Origin of the sequence: Sphaerisporangium sp. NPDC051017 (assembly GCF_040683095.1) — a bacterium.
Lineage (GTDB): Bacteria > Actinomycetota > Actinomycetes > Streptosporangiales > Streptosporangiaceae > Sphaerisporangium.
Genome location: NZ_JBFBCI010000073.1, coordinates 22,499 through 38,508 on the forward strand (window position 1 = coordinate 22,499; position 16,010 = coordinate 38,508).

The window sequence follows — 16,010 nt, forward strand, 5'->3', positions numbered from 1 at the left end:
GTCCGCCGGGCGGTCGCCGCATAAGCTGATCGCATGGCAGTCGTGATCACCGGCTCGTCCGGGCTCATAGGAAAGGCCCTCGTCCGCGCACTGAGCGACGAGGGCCTTTCCGTCGTCAGGCTCGTGCGCCGCCCGCCCGCAGCCCCCGGCGAGGCGTTCTGGAACCCCCGGGAAGGGGTGCTCGACCCCGCGGTGCTGGAGGCGGCGGACGCCGTCGTCCACCTGGCCGGGGCCGGGGTCGCCGACAAGCGGTGGACGCCCGCCTACCGGCGCGAACTGATCGCCAGCCGCGTCGACGGCACGCGCACGCTGGCCACCGCGATCGCGTCCCTGGACCGGCCGCCCGCGGTCCTGCTGTCCGGGTCGGCCATCGGCGTCTACGGGGACACCGGCGACCACCCCGTGGACGAGTCCGCCGAGCCCAGGTCCCGTCCCGGGACGCGCCCCGAGCCGCCGGGCGAGCCGGGCGACGGCCCTGCGGGGCAGTGGCTGGCCGGGCTGGTCCGGTCGTGGGAGGCCGAGACCGGGCCCGCCGAGGAAGCCGGCGTCCGGGTCGTCCACCTGCGCACCGGGCACGTCCTGGCGCGTGAGGGCGGGTTCCTCGGCAGGATCCTCCCGCTTTTCCGGGCGGGGCTGGGGGCGCCCCTCGGCTCCGGGCGGCAGTACACCTCGTGGATCTCCATGGCCGACTGGATCGGCGCGGCGAGGCATCTGATGGCCGAGCCCGCGGTGTCGGGGCCGGTGAACCTGACCGCTCCCACACCGGTCACCAACGCCGAGTTCACCAAGGCCCTCGGCCGCGCGCTGCGCCGTCCCACCATGCCGGTCGCCGTGCCCGCGTTCGCGCTGCGGGCCGCGCTCGGCGGCCTGGCGGACGAGGGGGTGCTCATCGGCCAGCGGGTGATGCCGCGACGCCTGCTGGAGATGGGCTACCGGTTCCGGCATCCTCGCCTCGACGAGGCGTTGGCCGCCATAACCTAGGGTGTCGTCCCGGTAAATGCGAAAGGAAGCCGTGACGCGGCCCCGAGGCCGTCCGCCTTGAGGCCGCCACCCCCCAACAGGCACAGGAGACGACATGAGCAGGCTCGGCCAGTCCCACATTCTCGCCATCGGCGGAGGCTCGTTCCGGGTGACGCCGCGCTACGGCTGCATCGAGGCCACCGGGCTGCTCCGCTACGCGCTGGACCTGACCGGGCAGGACCGCCCGAAGGTCGGCCTGGTCGCCACGGCCACCGGTGACGACGCCGACTGGCTGCTGAAGATGTACGGCGGGTTCCGGGCGTGGGACGTCGAGCTGAGCCATCTCACGCTGTTCCCGATGCCCAACGTCGAGAGCCCCAAGGACTGGATCCTCGAGCAGGACCTCGTCTACGTCTCCGGGGGGAGCGTGGCGAACCTGATGGCCCTGTGGCGGCTGCACGGCCTGGACGATGCGTTCGAGGAGGCCTGGCGGGCCGGCGTGGTGCTGTCGGGGCAGAGCGCCGGGGCCCTGTGCTGGCACGTGGGCGGGAACACCGACTCCTTCGGGCCCGTGCTGCGGCCGTGGGCCGAAGGGCTCGCCCTCCTGCCCTACTCGTGCGGCGTCCACTACAACTCCGACCCGCAGCGGCGGGCCCTGCTGCACGAGTCGATCGCCTCGGGCGAGCTGCCGACCGGTTACGCCGCCGACGAGGGCGTCGCGCTGCACTACGTCCAGGGCGAGTTCATCCAGGCCGTCACGATCGACCCGAAGGGGTACGCGTACAAGATCGAGCGCGGCGACGACGGCGATGTGAAGGAGTTCCGGATCGAACCCCGCCTTCTGACGACGTGACCTCGCGTTAGGCTGGGCCCGTGAGCGAGCGTGCCAACCAGCCCAACCAGCCGGGCGCCACGGTCAGCGGGGCCGGCAGGCTCGCGCTGGTCCGCCTCGGGGTCGACGTCCCCTACGAGCAGGCGTGGGAGCTCCAGCGTGCCGTGCATGCCCAGCGGGTCGCGGGGACGCTCCCCGACACCTGCCTCCTGCTGGAGCACGCCCCGGTCTACACCGCGGGCAAGCGCACCAGCGCGGAGGAACGTCCCGCCGACGGCACTCCGGTCATCGACGTCGACCGCGGCGGCAAGATCACCTGGCACGGTCCGGGTCAGCTCGTCGCCTACCCGATCGTCCGGCTCGCCGGGTCGCTCGACGTGATCGCCTACGTCCGCCTGCTGGAGGAGTCGCTGATCCAGGTCTGCGCCGACTTCGGCGTGGCCGCGGGGCGGGTCGAGGGCCGCAGCGGCGTGTGGGTCGCGCGTGATCCGGCGCGCGGCCTGCCCGACCGCAAGCTCGGCGCGATCGGCATCCGCGTGGCCCGGGGCGTCACCATGCACGGCTACGCGCTCAACTGCGCCAACGACCCCACCTGGTTCGATCGCATCGTCCCCTGCGGCATCCGCGACGCCGGGGTGACCTCGCTGTCGGCCGAGACGGGCCGGCGCGTCACGGTCGACGAGGTCCTGCCGTTCGCCGAGAAGCGGCTGGCCGAGGCGCTCGGCGCCGAGGGCCTCGACGTCCAGGAGGAGGACCTGCTGTCCGGGCGCTTCTGACCGGCCGCTTTCGAGGGGGCGGCCGGGCGCGGCGGGCGCGTTCACGGGGGCGGTCCCGGGGGCGGTCCAGCGGGAACGGAGACGTAAGCTTGAACGCGTGACCGTTGCTCCTGAAGGCCGAAAGCTCCTCCGCCTGGAGGTGCGCAACAGCCAGACCCCTATCGAGCGCAAGCCCCCGTGGATCAAGACCCGGCTCAGGAACGGGCCGCACTTCAACGAGATCAAGAACCTCGTGAAGGACCAGGGTCTTCACACGGTCTGCCAGGAGGCCGGCTGCCCGAACATCTCCGAGTGCTGGGAGGACCGCGAGGCCACCTTCCTCATCGGCGGCGACCAGTGCACGCGGCGCTGTGACTTCTGCCAGATCGACACCGGCAAGCCCAAAGAGTACGACAAGGACGAGCCGCGCCGCGTGGCCGAGTCCGTCGTGCAGATGGGCCTGCGGTACGCCACCGTCACCGGCGTCGCCCGTGACGACCTCCCCGACGGCGGCGCCTGGCTGTACGCCGAGACCGCGCGGCAGATCCACGCGCAGGTCCCCGGCTGCGGCGTCGAGCTGCTGGTGCCCGACTTCAACGGCCACCGCGACCAGCTCGACGAGGTGTTCTCCAGCCGTCCCGAGGTCTTCGCCCACAACATCGAGACCGTGCCGCGCATCTTCAAGCGCATTCGCCCGGCCTTCCGCTACGACCGCTCGCTCCAGGTCATCACGATGGCGCACGAGGCTGGGCTGGTCACCAAGTCCAACCTCATCCTCGGCATGGGCGAGGAGCGCGAAGAGATCGTCGAGGCGATGCGCGACCTGCGCGCCGCCGGATGCGACCTGCTGACGATCACCCAGTACCTGCGCCCGACGCCGCGCCACCACCCCGTGGACCGCTGGGTCAAGCCGCAGGAGTTCGCCGAGCTGCAGAAAGAGGCCGAGGCGATCGGCTTCGCCGGGGTCATGTCCGGCCCGCTGGTCCGCTCGTCCTACCGCGCCGGTCGCCTGTACCGGCAGGCCGTCGAGGCCCGGCAGACCGCCTGACGGCTCCCGCCGCCGCGGCGTCTTCCCTGAGCGTCGAGGAACCCGTCCGCGGGCCGGACCTCTAGGTCCGCCCGCCCACGGGCTCCGGGACGTGGCCGCCGATCACCGACCCCCCGCGCCGGACGCGGCGTGTCCGGTCCTGCACTCACCGCCACGCGGACGGTCACGGTCCGACCTGCGTCAGATCACGTTTTCCTTTCTTCAGCCCTGCATTTGTATCCTTTAACCATGGCCAACAAGCCCGCAGACCCAGACCGCCCGGGGCGCGTCAAGCAGCTCCGCATGGTCGCTCAGATCATCAAGAAGGCCAACCCCAAGGGGATGCCGATCGTCTACGCGTCGGCCCTCGCCACGCTGGCCGTATTCGTCGTCCTCGGGCTCGTGACGGGTCTGGTGTGGCAGCTCATCGTCCTCGGCGTCATGGTCGCCGTGACGGTCGGCATGGTGGTCTTCGGCCAGCTCGCCCAGCGCGCCCAGTACTCCATGCTCGACGGGCAGCCCGGCGCCGCCGCGGCGATCCTGCAGAGCATGCGCGGCAACTGGGAGGTCACCCCGGCCGTCGCCGTCACCCGCGACCAGGACGTCGTGCACCGCGCCGTCGGCTACCCCGGCATCGTGCTGGTGTCCGAGGGGCCCGGCGCCCGGGTGCAGAAGATGCTGGTCGCCGAGAAGAAGCGCGTCCAGCGCGTGGCGATCGACGTCCCGGTGTACGACATCCAGTGCGGCGAGGGCGAGGGCCAGGTGCCCCTCAACAAGCTCCAGCGCCACCTGATGAAGCTGCCGCGCAACCTGAAGAAGCAGGCGGTGTCGGAGGTCAACTACCGGCTCCGGGCGCTGCCGCAGACGCTTCCCGTGCCCAAGGGCCCCATGCCCAAGGGCGCGCGCATGCCGCGCGGCAAGATGCGCTGATGCCCGAGATCCTCTCGGCGGTGTCGCGCGGCCCGCTGGACCAGCCGTCCAGCGTGCTGGCCAGCCGCCGCTGGTGGGATTCGGCGGCGGACGAGTACCAGGCCGAGCACGGCGAGTTCCTGCGCGACGCGGGCTTCGTCTGGTGCCCCGAGGGGCTGGACGAGGCGGACGCCCGCCTGCTCGGCGACGTCCGGGGCAGGCGCGTCCTGGAGATCGGGTGCGGCGCGGGCCAGTGCGGCCGGTGGCTCGCCGGCCAGGGCGCCGAGGTCGCCGCGTTCGACGTGTCCCGCCGCCAGCTCCAGCACTCCCGCCGCATCGACGAGGAGTTCGGCGTGCGCCTGCCGGTCGTGCAGGCCGACGCGGGCCGGATCCCGTTCGCCGGCGCCTCCTTCGACCTCGCCTGCTCGGCGTACGGCGCGCTGCCGTTCGTGGCGGACGCCGGAGCGGTGCTGGCCGAGGTGCGCAGGGTGCTGCGTCCCGGCGGGCTGCTGGTCTTCTCGGTCTCCCACCCGATCCGCTGGGCGTTCCCGGACGATCCGGGGCCGCGCGGGCTGACCGCCGACCGCTCCTACTTCGACCGCACGCCGTACGTCGAGCGCGACGCGCACGGCGAGGCGTCCTACGTCGAGCATCACCGCACGCTGGGCGACTGGGTGTCGGCGATCACCGGCGCGGGGCTGGTGCTGACCTCGCTGGTGGAGCCGGAGTGGCCGCCGGGCCACGACCGCACGTGGGGTGGCTGGAGCCCGCTGCGCGGCCGTCACCTCCCCGGCACCGCGATCTTCACGTGCGTGAGGCCCGGCGCGGGCTGAGAGCGCGCCGGAGGCCCCCGGCAGGTCCCTGTGCCCGCTTACGGCGGGCGGGGCGTCCGGGTCCTTACGGGCGGGGCGTCCGTCCCCCGGAGTCCGTCCTCAGATGCGGACGACGACGGTCCGGGAGGCGCGGTCGTGCAGCCCGCGCTGGTCGCGGTCCCAGATCAGGGCGGGGACGGCCAGGCAGAGCAGCAGCGTGCGCAGCAGGACGGCGCCGAAGGGCGGACGGCCGCCTCCGTCCAGGGTGGCGACGCGGATGCCGAACAGCCTCATGCCGAAGGTCATCCCCATGAACCCGACGAGCACGACGTACTCCAGGGCGAAAACGCCGAGTCCGACCCACCCGGCCGTGCGCGGGTCGGCGCGGAGCAGGCCCTGGGCGATGGCCCAGGTGCAGATCAGCCAGTCGACCAGGACCGCGCCGATGCGCCTGCCGAACCTGGCGACCGAGCCGCTGCCCTCGGGAGGCAGGCCGAGCCGCTCGCCCGGATACCCGAGATCGACACCGGCCGCGCGGGTCCCGCCGATCCACGTCTGGGTCCACCTGGGCTGCTTGTCCATGCAGGTAAGATAACCGCGAACCGCCATGGTCCGTTCGGCGGTACACCCCCTCCGCTTAACACCAGTGAAACAGACGAGACACGGGGTGGAAACGGCACAGGCCTACGTTCGAGTCTGTAAGCCCGTGCCCTTGGGAGGTTGGATGTTCAGCTCCGCTGACGATGTCCTGAAGTACATCAGGGATGAAGGGGTGCAGTTCGTCGATGTCAGGTTCACCGACCTGCCGGGCACGACGCATCACTTCACGTTCCCCGTGGAGAACTTCGGCGCAAGCGTCTTCACCGACGGCCTGATGTTCGACGGATCGTCGATCCGCGGTTTCCAGGCCATCCACGAGTCGGACATGCTGCTGCTACCCGACCCGTCCACGGCCGTGCTGGACCCGTTCCGCCAGCACAAGACCCTCATCATCAACTTCTTCGTGCACGACCCGCTGACGGGCGAGGCCTACAGCCGCGACCCGCGCAACGTCGCGCGCAAGGCCGAGGAGTACCTCAAGGGCACCGGCATCGCCGACACGGTGTTCTTCGGCCCCGAAGCCGAGTTCTACATCTTCGACGACGTGCGCTTCGCCAGCAGCGCCAGCGAGTCGTACTACCACATCGACTCCATCGAGGGCGCCTGGAACACCGGCAAGGCCCAGGAGGGCGGCAACCTCGGCTACAAGCCGCGGTACAAGGGCGGGTACTTCCCCGTGCCGCCGATGGACCACTTCACCGACCTGCGCTCCGAGATGGTGCGCCGTCTGATCGACGCCGGCATCGAGACCGAGATGCAGCACCACGAGGTCGGCACCGCCGGCCAGGCCGAGATCGACTTCAGGTTCGGCACGCTGCTCAAGACCGCCGACAACCTGATGCTGTACAAGTACATCATCAAGAACACCGCGGTCGAGTACGGCCACACGGTCACCTTCATGCCCAAGCCGATCTTCGGTGACAACGGCTCCGGCATGCACTGCCACCAGTCGCTCTGGAAGGACGGCGAGCCGCTCTTCTACGACGAGGTCGGCTACGCGGGCCTGTCCGACACCGCCCGCTACTACATCGGCGGCCTGCTCAAGCACGCGCCCGCGCTGCTGGCGTTCACCAACCCGACGGTGAACTCCTACCACCGCCTGGTGCCGGGCTACGAGGCGCCGGTCAACCTGGTCTACTCCCAGCGCAACCGCTCGGCCTGCATCCGCATCCCGATCACCGGGTCCAACCCCAAGGCCAAGCGCATCGAGTTCCGGGTGCCCGACCCGTCCTGCAACCCGTACTTCGCGTTCGCCGCGCAGCTCATGGCGGGCCTGGACGGCATCCGCAACAAGATCGAGCCGCCGGCGCCGGTCGACAAGGACCTGTACGAGCTTCCGCCCGAGGAGGCCGGCCAGGTTCCGCAGGTCCCGGGCTCGCTCGCCGAGGTTCTCAACGCCCTCGAGGCCGACCACGAGTTCCTGCTCGAAGGCGGCGTCTTCACGCCCGACCTGATCGAGACGTGGATCAGCTACAAGCGCGAGAACGAGATCGACCCGATCCGCCTGCGCCCCCACCCGCACGAGTTCGAGCTGTACTACGACGTGTGACGGCGGGTTTTCCGGCCTCGGCGATCTTCCTAGGAACAGCCGCTGAGCTGGAAAAATGTTCTCATTCTTGCTCGTTGTTTCCCGTCGTTTCTCGTCCTTAGGCGGAACAGAACCCGAACAGAACGGCCTGGCATCGTGATTCGATGCCAGGCCGTTCTGCACGTGAGAGGACTCAGGAAGCCCCCTGCGGCCTCTCCGAAGGAGGCATCGGTGTTCCGCGCCAGCTGCGGGAGTCCTCTGCTCGACATCACCCGCATCACCTACGACCACGCTGGCCAGCCTGTACAACAACTGCACCGCCTCCTCAACCCGCAGCGGGTCCACGTCGCAGACCGACGCCTGCCGCTTACCTCGCCCTGAACTGCGCGGCCCTCCCTGGACCATCGCGAACGCTTCCACCGGCCCAGGGCAGTGCCTATCCTGCTGAAGGTGACTTCAACAGAGCATGAGATCACCTTCCGGACCCTCGACGGCCAACAGCTCGCCGGAACGCTCGTCACACCAGATGGACCGCCAGAGCACGCCGTCGTCCTGGTCCACGGCGGCGGGGTGACGCGTCACGAAAGCGGCTTCTTCACCCGGATGGCCCACGGACTGGGCGACCACGGCTTGGCATCCCTCCGCTTCGACCTGCGCGGCCACGGCGAGAGCGAAGGCAGACAAGAAGAACTGACCCTCTCGACCATCCTCAACGACATCCGCTCCGCGCTGCAGCAGCTCCGCGAGACGACCAAGGCCGCGAGACTCAGCCTGCTCGGCACGAGCTTCGGGGGCGGCATCTGCGGCTACTACGCCGCTCACCGGCCCGACGAAGTGTCCCGGCTGGTCCTGCTCAACCCCCAGCTCGACTACAAGAAGCGCACCATCGACAGCCGCCCCTACTGGCACGACGACTACCTAGACGAAGACGTCGCCCGCCAGCTCACCGAGCAGGGATCCATCACTTTCACCCCCACCCTGCGCCACGGCCGGCCGCTCCTCAACGAGGTCTTCTGGCTGCAGCCGCACACCATCCTCGGTTCCATCAAGGCCCCGACCCTGATCGTGCACGGCACCAAGGACACCCTCGTGCCGATCGAGTCCTCCCGAGCGGCCGTGCCCCAGTTCACCGCCCCGTGCGACCTGGTCGAGGTCGAAGGCGCACAGCACACCTTCGCCGTCCACGACGACCCGCAATATCACAACCCTCAAAGCCAGGCATGGCAGGCCGCGGTGATCCGGACGGCAGCCGAATGGCTGCGGGACGGACGCCTACGCGACAGGACGATCAGCTAAGAAGTCCTGCAGGGCGCGCACCTGCGGCCGACGCTGCCAGCGGCCCATCGCCGCCGGAAGGCCTCGGCGTGAAGTGCCCCTAAGGGCCGGAAGGCGTCCGCGTGCTCGGCAGCCCACTGGGCGAAGGTGCGGGCGGGGCGGCCGGTGACCTTCTCCACGTTGGCGTTGACGATGTTCGGCGGCACGCGGACTGGAGCGGAGCCGAGTTCACCGCCAACTCGCGTAACCACGTCTCCGTCTACCGCATCCCGCCGAACCACTAGCGTCGCCCGGAAACCGAGGTACTACGGAATCGTCCCCTGGCCCGCCGCTAGGCTGCGATCATGCGTGATCTCGGCGAGGACCCGCGTCCCGTTCGCGGCGTGGTGCGGCAGGTGTACGACGTGGAGGGGGCGGCGGCCCTGGAATACTCCCCGGACCTGGACGGTCTGGCCGATCCCGGCGAGATCGTATGGGCCTGGGTGCCGTACGAGGAGGACGCCACGCGGGGCAAGGACAGGCCCCTGCTGCTCGTCGGCCGCCATGGGCGACGGCTGCTGGGCATGATGCTGTCCAGCCGCGAACCCGACCAGGATCACCAGGATGACTGGCTGGAGCTCGGCACCTGGGGCCGCGGGGACCGGGTCTCCTACCTGCGGCTGGACCGGATCTTCGAACTCAACGAGGACGACATCCGCCGCGAAGGCTCCATTCTCGACCAGGCCAGGTTCGCCCGTGCGGCCGCAGTCCTGCACCGCCGCTACGGCTGGCCGTTCGCGTAGGACCCGAGCACCCGGTTCATCCTCAGCCGTCGCCGCCGCGCCCCCCATCTCCGGGCCGGAAGAGATGCTCAGACGCCGGGCCCACCGGGGCTCAGGCGCCCGGGCCGCATCGGTGGAGTACCCACTTCGGACCCGCCGCGCTGTGCCCCCCGCCGACGGCGCCGACTCGCCGGGAAGGGAAGAGCGGTCCGCCGTAGGCGGGCTCCGGGACGAGCGTGCACCTGGCACGGACCCAGGACGTGACCTGCGCGGTCGTCGACCCCGGCCGGTCGGCGACGCCCCGGCCGACGCGCAACAACACGTAGCGGACCTGCCCGGACGCGACGAGCCCGGAGAACTGCGACAGCGTGGGGAAGGGGACCTGTCCGGTGTAGCCGCCCATCGGAAGGATCGATGCGGCGGCGTAAAGGATGTACGGCGATGCGTCATTCCAGCGTTCTACGGCGAACAGGTACTTCGCGCCCGCGCGGTGCGCCGTCACGTAGGCCAGCAGGCTGCGCTGCCGCGGCGTCAGCCCTTGGGGCCGTCCCTGGTGGCTGGTCGGGCCGACCCTGCCCATTCCACCGGTCTCACTGTAGCGCGCGTCGAGTGCCGAGACCGACCAGGCCGCAGGCCCGACCAGCACCGACGCCATACCGGTCGCCATGCCGATCGCCATGGCCGCCCCACGGGGTGCGGTCCGGCCCGGCCTGGGGACACACATGAGGACCACTCCGATGACGCACAACCCGAGGGTCATGGGGGCCAGCCAGGGCAGGAACCTCGGGTAGCACAGTGCGAGCAGGGCACACCAGGCGGCGTTGACGGCGAGTGCGGCGGGCAGCACCCAGGCCCGCCTCCCGCCGGCCTTGTACGCCTTCCAGCAGATCATGAAGCCGGTGCCGATCAGGGCTGCCAGCGGCACGGCGACGACCCCCATGTAGTACGTGTGCCCGGTGACGCTGCCGACGCTGAAGACCAGGAAGTACGTCGCCAGCCACACCCCCCACAAAAGCAGGTGGGCGAGGTGGCGGTCGGTCCGGGAGGCGCGCCTGCGAATGAGGGTGAGGAGGCTGAGCCCGATCGAGAGCAGGGCGAGCGGATAGAGCCACCCTGTCTGCGAGGCGATCCCCGGACTCACCATCTTCGCCACGCTGTCGCCCATGTGGGACGTCGAAGAGCCCGTCGTGGCATCCGCCGTCCGGCCGGGCGCCGGATCCACGCGTTGTTGGTCCGCGATGACGCTTCCGGTCGTGGACGCGTCGACCCCCAGGGATCCGAAGCGGTTCAGGAAGTTGTAGCCGACGACCATGCTGAGGGCCGAATTGTTCGTCGTGCCGTCGATGTACGGCCGCTGGCTCGTCGGTATCAGTGCCGCGATCAGGATCCAGGAGGCGGACACCCCGACCGTGACCAGGCCTGCCAGCGCCACGTGCGCGGTCCTGCGGCGCAGCGAGATGGGAGCGGCGACCAGGTAGGTGAGTCCCAGTGCCGGCAGGACGGCCCAAGCCTCCAGCATCTTGGTCTGGAACGCCAGCCCGACGTAGGCAGCGGCCGGCAGCAGGATCTGCAGCCGGGCCTGCTCCACCGAGCGCTGCACGGCCTCGGCGGCCAGCAAGAGCAACAGCGTGAACAGCGAGTCCTCGACGATGGATCGACCCAGACCCACGGTCACCGGGGTCAGCGTGAAGATGGCCGCCGCCAGGAGCGCCGGCACGTCGCCGGCCCAGCGACGCACCACCTTGTAGAGGACGAACACGCACAGGACACCCTCGATGGCCTGAGGCAGGACCAACGCCCACGGGTGAAAACCAAACACGAACGCCGATATCGCCTGCGGCCACAGGAACCCCGGCAGCTTGTCGAGCGTGATGGAGTTGCCCGGGTCGAACGAGCCGAACAGGAAGGCCAGCGGACTCTGGGTCATGCTGCGCACGGCGGTCGCGTAGAAGATGTGGTAATCGCTGCGGTCGAGGTCCCACGTGAACAGGACCGCGGCGACCGCTGCGATCAGCAGCAGCAGCGGGCGGGCGTACGCGGGCTCACCGGGGGTGGATCTCCACGGGCGCCACCGGCGGGGAGCCGGCGAGCCCGCGGCGAGCGCCATGCTAGGCGACATGTTCCCGTTCATGTGGACAAATATGCTTCTTCCTGGATAAAAGCCGCATAACACCCAGACGGCTGTGGGAACCTTCGGCGGATTTCCCGGACCCTCGCGCAGCGGCCCACGAAAGACCGCGAGCCAGGGCCACCCCGCGGCCCTGGCTCGCGTCCATCTCTCGCTGTTACTCCTTGCCGGTGGTGGTTAGTGCTTGCCGGTGGCCTGGTGGTTCACATCACCAGCCGGGTCGGTGTGCCCGCCGGGACCGTCGTTGGTCTCGGCGTCGGCCTTTCCGCCGGGACCGTCGTTGGTCTCGGCGTCGGGCTTACCACCGGGGCCGTCGTTGGTCTCCGCGTCGGCCTTCCCGCCGGGCTCCTTGCCCGTGGAATCAACGGGGTCGTTGGGGCCGGCCTTGTCCTGCTTGTCCTGACCCTGGCTGCTCGCAGTGGTGGCGTTGTCGTCCTGCTGCTCGCCATCGGCAGCGGCATCCGACGTGGTCGGCTGCGACCAGTTGACAGCGACCGGCGCCTTGGGGGCTGGGTTGCTGGAGGCGAGCGCCGTGCTGGCTCCCACACCTGCCAGGGCGAGGGTCGTCAGGGTGATCGCGGCGATCTTGGGCGTGACCTTCACTGATTACTTCCTTGGAATCGGTTGTCGACTGACACCGATCAGCTTGCAGGCCGGCTCATGAGACGGTCGTGTACGCCAGATGTGAGCATTGACATCTTTCCCTACATGCCTGGACAGAGGCCGCGGAACCACAAAGCGGCACGTCAGAGGTGGTCACGCCCACGGGAATGCCCCCGAGGACGACGGAGAGGGAACTCGGCCCAGACACGTGCGCCCCCGCCCGGGCGGTTCTCGGCACGGGCCCTGCCGCCGTGAGCGTTGGCGATGGACGCCACGACCGCGAGGCCCAGGCCGACCCCGCCCTGCGTGCGGGCACGTCCGGCGTCGGCGCGGCGGAAGCGTTCGAAGGCGTATGGAAGGAACTCCGGCGGAAACCCGGGCCCACGGTCGCTGACCTCGATGACCGCCACAGGCTCGCCGTCGCTGGTCGCGGTCCGCACGTTCAGTCCCACGGTGCTGCCCTCGGGGGCGTGGCGAAGTGCGTTGCCAAGCAGGTTGTCAACGACCTGGCGAAGCCGGTCCGGATCGCCCACGATCCGTATCGACGGGTCGGCGTCCAGTTCCATCGAGATCGTTCGCGTGGCGGCGGTGGCCGCTGAGCTTCGCACGGAGGCCGCCACGAGATCGGAGAGCGTGATCGGCTGCGCTTGCAGGAATTCGGCTCCTTCGTCGGCGCGGGCCAGCAACAGCAGGTCTTCGGCCAGCCGGATCAGCCGCTCGGTGTCGGCCGCCGCGGCCGAGATCGCCATGGTGAGCGTCTCCCGGTCCCGCCCGGGCCTGGCGGCGAGCTCCAGCTCCGCTTTGAGCGCGGTCAACGGAGTGCGCAATTCGTGACCGGCGTCCGCGACGAAGCCGCGCTGACGTGCCAGAGCCCGCTGCAGCCGGTCCAGCAGCCCGTTCATGGCCTCCGCGAGGGAGGCGATCTCGTCGCGGGTTCGCGGGACGCGCAGGCGAGCGTCCGTACTGTGCTCGGTGATGTTCGCCAGCCGGCGGCGCATCCTGGTCACGGGGTGCAGCGCCGCTCCTGCCACCAGCCACGCGCCGAATCCCGCCACGGCGACGGCCGACGCTCCCACAGCCCAGATGGCGGTACGCGCCCGCGCCTGCGCCTCCTCGATGACACCGGTGCTCTCGCCCACCGCCGCGATGACCTCGTCGCCCGCTCGGCGCGCGGGCATGGCCAGCACCCGGACACGCTCGCCTTCGATGCTGCCGGTGAAGAACAGCGATCCCTCGGAAGCGCGCTTGAGTTGCGCGGCCGTGAGCAGCGTGGCCGGACCCGCGGTCGATTCCAGCACGGCGCCTTCGGGGGTGAGGACCTGCGTCACCTGCTCGGATTCGGAGAACTCGCCTCGGTAGTCGCCCCGCTGGTCACCGCCAATCGGGCGTGCGGTCGCCTGGATCGCGGCGAGCCGGGTCGTCACGGCCTCCCCCCGGGCGCGGAGCGTCTCGTCCAAGGCGGTGTTCAAGCCGGACTGGAGCTGGGCCAGGAACACCATCCCGGCGATGGCGATCGCAATCGCGATGCCCAGAGTGAACAGCAGCGAAAGCCGCAGCCGCAGCGACACCACGGCTCACCTGGCGCCGGGGGGAACCGGGACTCGGAGCCGGTAGCCGGCACCGCGGACGGTCTCCAGGTGCTTCACGCCGAACGGCCGGTCGATCTTGCGGCGAAGGTAGGCGATGTACTGGTCTACGACATTGGAGACGCCGTCATAGGCGAAGTCCCATACGTGCTCCAGGATGTGGGTGCGGGTGAGCACCTGTCCCGGATGGCGGAGGAACAACTCCAGCAGCGCGAACTCCTTCGGTGACAGGTCCAGCTCGGTGTCCCCGCGCCAAGCTCTGCGGCTCGCCGGATCCAGCCGCAGGTCACCGGCCTGCAACGACGTCGGTCGCTCGCGTGCCCCACGGCGGATCAACGCCCGGAGGCGCGCGGACAACTCGGTGAAGCTGAAGGGCTTGGTCAGATAGTCGTCCGCGCCCGCGTCCAGACCGCGTACCCGATCCGGGACCGCGTCGAGAGCGGTCAGCATCAGCACCGGAGCCCAGCAACCCTCCGCGCGAAGGCGGCGGCACACCTCGAAGCCGTCCAGGTCCGGGAGCAGCACGTCAAGGACCACGACGTCGTAACGGAACTCCGTGGCCTGCCACACCGCGCCCTGCCCGTCGGCCGCCACATCGACGGCGTAACCCTCCTCGGCCAGCCCCCGCTGAAGCAGCGCCGACGTCCGAACCTCGTCCTCCACTACCAGAACGCGCACACACTCCAAGCTAAACGAACATCCGGACAGGGCGCGTCCGGCCGGCTGCCTAGTCGCCTGCGCCCGTGTCCCCGGTCCAGGTCGGTGTGGCCGGTGCTGGCCTGCGCATGCTCAGCGTCGGTCCCAGCGGCCGGTCGCGCCACCGCCGCCGCCAGGAAGCATCGAATGATTGATCTTCACAATGAGCACATAGTGGACGCTCACCGCTACTCCACCGCCACCGAATCCGACGGTGTCCTTCGCGTGCCGTTCAAGACCCGGCGCGCCTCCCATTGCCCTGCCTGCGCCGAGACCTACCGGCCGATATCCACCACCTCATCCTCGCCCTTCGTCGTCGCGGCCTGCGCGGTGGCTCAGTGCGCGAGCGCAGGGATGCACGATCTCGACTACGTTTGCGCTGATCGGTACGCGTGAACGGCGATGTGGGCGAATGACCGCGTCAGGGGGCTTTCATTCCCGGTCGCCCAGGCGACAACGAGAGAGCTCGGGGGCATGTCGGTCAGAGCCGCCCAGGTCAGCCCATCGGGCAGGGCGTGGGTGCCCGGCGCGATGCCGATCGTCCCGTTCCAGAGGACGGCCTGCATGCATTCGTTGACCGTGCGCACCACCGGGCCGGCATGCCGCTCGCCGACGGGCGTCGCCCCGTTCCAGTAGGCGCTCCAAACCGGGTCCGTGCCCGCCGGCAGCTGGAACCAGGGACGGTCGGCGAGGTCGGCCAGGCATAGGGTGTCGCGGTCGGCGAGCGGGTCGTCCGCGCGCAGGACCACCCCGATCGGGTCGGAACGCAGCACGCGCATGCTGATTCCGGTGTCATCGAAGGGCGTCCGGGTGAGCCGGCAGCCTGACGCTGAACACCTTCGGCGAGGCCGCCGGGGAGCACGGTGCGGACGCCAACGGCATCATGCACGGGCAACTGGAGACCGCAAGCGGGTACACGCTCATGGCCTCCGACACCCCGCCCGGGATGACCCGCAACCCTGGGGACAACATCTCGATCAGCCTCAGCGGGGACGACACCGGCGAACTGCGCGGCTACTGGGAGAAACTCAGCGCAGGCGGCACCGTCCAGGTTCCCCTGGAGAAGCAGATGTGGGGCGACGAGTTCGGCATGTGCGTCGACAGGTTCGGCATCGGCTGGATGGTCAACATCACGCAGCCGCAGGCCTGATCCGCCCCGGACAGGTCCTGGACCGAAGCCCGGAAACAGATCCGTGCGAAGGCGGGCCGCGAGCCGCCTTCGACCACGTCGCCCTCACCCAGGCCCACATCCTCGGCCTTCAAGACAGTTTCTCAAGTGGCGAGATCACCTATGGTTTCGCCGCCTCGGGCCTCTGCCTGGCCAGAGAGCGCTCACCGGCAGGGCACGCACGCCGAGCTGCCATAGCCGCGTCCCGAAACGACTCGACCTTGCTCCTCGCGGTGGGGGGGGGGGGGGGCGCCCCCCCCCCCCCCCCCACCCCCCCCGAGGGGTATAGACGTAACAGGGTATAAAACAAAACCGAAAAATGCTGAAACGAAAAGCCGCGGGGAGGGAAAGAATTTATATATTAATGTTT

The 16,010-nt window shown here is 69.9% G+C and carries 15 protein-coding genes and 1 pseudogene; 10 read left to right on the forward strand and 6 right to left on the reverse strand.

What is annotated here, in order from left to right; translation table 11 throughout:
• Window positions 1-33: 33 nt before the first annotated feature.
• From AB0M95_RS35830 to AB0M95_RS35855, 6 genes are all read left to right on the forward strand, one after another.
• On the forward strand, window positions 34-981 hold the full coding sequence (locus AB0M95_RS35830) for a DUF1731 domain-containing protein (RefSeq protein WP_358513246.1): 948 nt from the start codon (window positions 34-36) through the stop codon (window positions 979-981).
• 94 nt (window positions 982-1,075) lie between these two features.
• Entirely contained in the window at window positions 1,076-1,813 is a 738-nt protein-coding gene (locus AB0M95_RS35835; RefSeq protein ID WP_358513244.1) for a peptidase E, read from the forward strand.
• A gap of 86 nt (window positions 1,814-1,899) precedes the next feature.
• The gene (gene lipB / locus AB0M95_RS35840) at window positions 1,900-2,568 is read left to right on the forward strand and encodes a lipoyl(octanoyl) transferase LipB (protein WP_358514198.1); all 669 of its coding nucleotides are present in this window, start codon (window positions 1,900-1,902) and stop codon (window positions 2,566-2,568) included.
• A gap of 97 nt (window positions 2,569-2,665) precedes the next feature.
• Window positions 2,666-3,595: a lipoyl synthase gene (lipA, locus tag AB0M95_RS35845; protein WP_363774615.1), complete on the forward strand. Its 930-nt coding sequence runs from the start codon at window positions 2,666-2,668 to the stop codon at window positions 3,593-3,595.
• Between the two features lie 228 nt (window positions 3,596-3,823).
• Window positions 3,824-4,504: a DUF4191 domain-containing protein gene (locus AB0M95_RS35850; protein ID WP_358513240.1), complete on the forward strand. Its 681-nt coding sequence runs from the start codon at window positions 3,824-3,826 to the stop codon at window positions 4,502-4,504.
• Window positions 4,504-5,316, forward strand: a complete 813-nt coding sequence (locus tag AB0M95_RS35855) for a class I SAM-dependent methyltransferase (RefSeq protein WP_363774618.1) — start codon at window positions 4,504-4,506, stop codon at window positions 5,314-5,316. The genes AB0M95_RS35850 and AB0M95_RS35855 overlap by 1 nt, the downstream gene beginning before the upstream one ends.
• A gap of 99 nt (window positions 5,317-5,415) precedes the next feature.
• Here the strand turns inward: AB0M95_RS35855 and AB0M95_RS35860 are convergent, their stop codons facing one another.
• Window positions 5,416-5,877, reverse strand: a complete 462-nt coding sequence (locus AB0M95_RS35860) for an RDD family protein (protein ID WP_358513236.1) — start codon at window positions 5,875-5,877, stop codon at window positions 5,416-5,418.
• Window positions 5,878-6,019: 142 nt separating this feature from the next.
• Here AB0M95_RS35860 and glnA point away from each other — a divergent pair, with 142 nt between their 5' ends.
• The 3 genes from glnA to AB0M95_RS35875 all read left to right on the forward strand — a co-directional run bounded on the left by glnA (window position 6,020) and on the right by AB0M95_RS35875 (window position 9,480).
• Window positions 6,020-7,444, forward strand: a complete 1,425-nt coding sequence (glnA, locus tag AB0M95_RS35865) for a type I glutamate--ammonia ligase (RefSeq protein WP_358513234.1) — start codon at window positions 6,020-6,022, stop codon at window positions 7,442-7,444.
• Between the two features lie 429 nt (window positions 7,445-7,873).
• Window positions 7,874-8,719, forward strand: a complete 846-nt coding sequence (locus AB0M95_RS35870; RefSeq protein WP_363774621.1) for an alpha/beta fold hydrolase — start codon at window positions 7,874-7,876, stop codon at window positions 8,717-8,719.
• 323 nt (window positions 8,720-9,042) lie between these two features.
• Window positions 9,043-9,480 (forward strand): type II toxin-antitoxin system PemK/MazF family toxin, encoded by a 438-nt coding sequence (locus AB0M95_RS35875; RefSeq protein ID WP_363774624.1) that lies wholly within the window; start codon window positions 9,043-9,045, stop codon window positions 9,478-9,480.
• A gap of 91 nt (window positions 9,481-9,571) precedes the next feature.
• Here the strand turns inward: AB0M95_RS35875 and AB0M95_RS35880 are convergent, their stop codons facing one another.
• From AB0M95_RS35880 to AB0M95_RS35900, 5 genes and pseudogenes are all read right to left on the reverse strand, one after another.
• On the reverse strand, window positions 9,572-11,590 hold the full coding sequence (locus AB0M95_RS35880) for a glycosyltransferase family 39 protein (protein ID WP_363774627.1): 2,019 nt from the start codon (window positions 11,588-11,590) through the stop codon (window positions 9,572-9,574).
• A gap of 174 nt (window positions 11,591-11,764) precedes the next feature.
• Window positions 11,765-12,190, reverse strand: coding sequence for a hypothetical protein (locus AB0M95_RS35885; RefSeq protein WP_363774630.1), 426 nt, complete (start codon window positions 12,188-12,190; stop codon window positions 11,765-11,767).
• A 143-nt stretch (window positions 12,191-12,333) separates the two neighbouring features.
• Complete coding sequence (locus AB0M95_RS35890) at window positions 12,334-13,758, reverse strand: ATP-binding protein (RefSeq protein ID WP_363774632.1); 1,425 nt, start codon at window positions 13,756-13,758, stop codon at window positions 12,334-12,336.
• Window positions 13,759-13,764: 6 nt separating this feature from the next.
• Window positions 13,765-14,454, reverse strand: a complete 690-nt coding sequence (locus AB0M95_RS35895; protein ID WP_363774635.1) for a response regulator transcription factor — start codon at window positions 14,452-14,454, stop codon at window positions 13,765-13,767.
• Window positions 14,455-14,840: 386 nt separating this feature from the next.
• Window positions 14,841-15,275 (reverse strand): annotated as a pseudogene (locus AB0M95_RS35900) (LysR substrate-binding domain-containing protein); the annotation flags it as partial.
• A 77-nt stretch (window positions 15,276-15,352) separates the two neighbouring features.
• Between AB0M95_RS35900 and AB0M95_RS35905 the strand changes: the two are divergent.
• Entirely contained in the window at window positions 15,353-15,622 is a 270-nt protein-coding gene (locus AB0M95_RS35905; RefSeq protein WP_363774641.1) for a VOC family protein, read from the forward strand.
• Window positions 15,623-16,010: the final 388 nt, after the last annotated feature.

Coding starts and splice junctions, on each gene's coding strand:
- AB0M95_RS35830 (WP_358513246.1), top strand. CDS start 34: ATGGCAGTCGTGATCACCGGCTCGTCCGGGCTCATAGGAAAGGCCCTC.
- AB0M95_RS35835 (WP_358513244.1), top strand. CDS start 1,076: ATGAGCAGGCTCGGCCAGTCCCACATTCTCGCCATCGGCGGAGGCTCG.
- AB0M95_RS35850 (WP_358513240.1), top strand. CDS start 3,824: ATGGCCAACAAGCCCGCAGACCCAGACCGCCCGGGGCGCGTCAAGCAG.
- AB0M95_RS35855 (WP_363774618.1), top strand. CDS start 4,504: ATGCCCGAGATCCTCTCGGCGGTGTCGCGCGGCCCGCTGGACCAGCCG.
- AB0M95_RS35860 (WP_358513236.1), bottom strand. CDS start 5,877: ATGGACAAGCAGCCCAGGTGGACCCAGACGTGGATCGGCGGGACCCGC.
- glnA (WP_358513234.1), top strand. CDS start 6,020: ATGTTCAGCTCCGCTGACGATGTCCTGAAGTACATCAGGGATGAAGGG.
- AB0M95_RS35875 (WP_363774624.1), top strand. CDS start 9,043: ATGCGTGATCTCGGCGAGGACCCGCGTCCCGTTCGCGGCGTGGTGCGG.
- AB0M95_RS35880 (WP_363774627.1), bottom strand. CDS start 11,590: ATGAACGGGAACATGTCGCCTAGCATGGCGCTCGCCGCGGGCTCGCCG.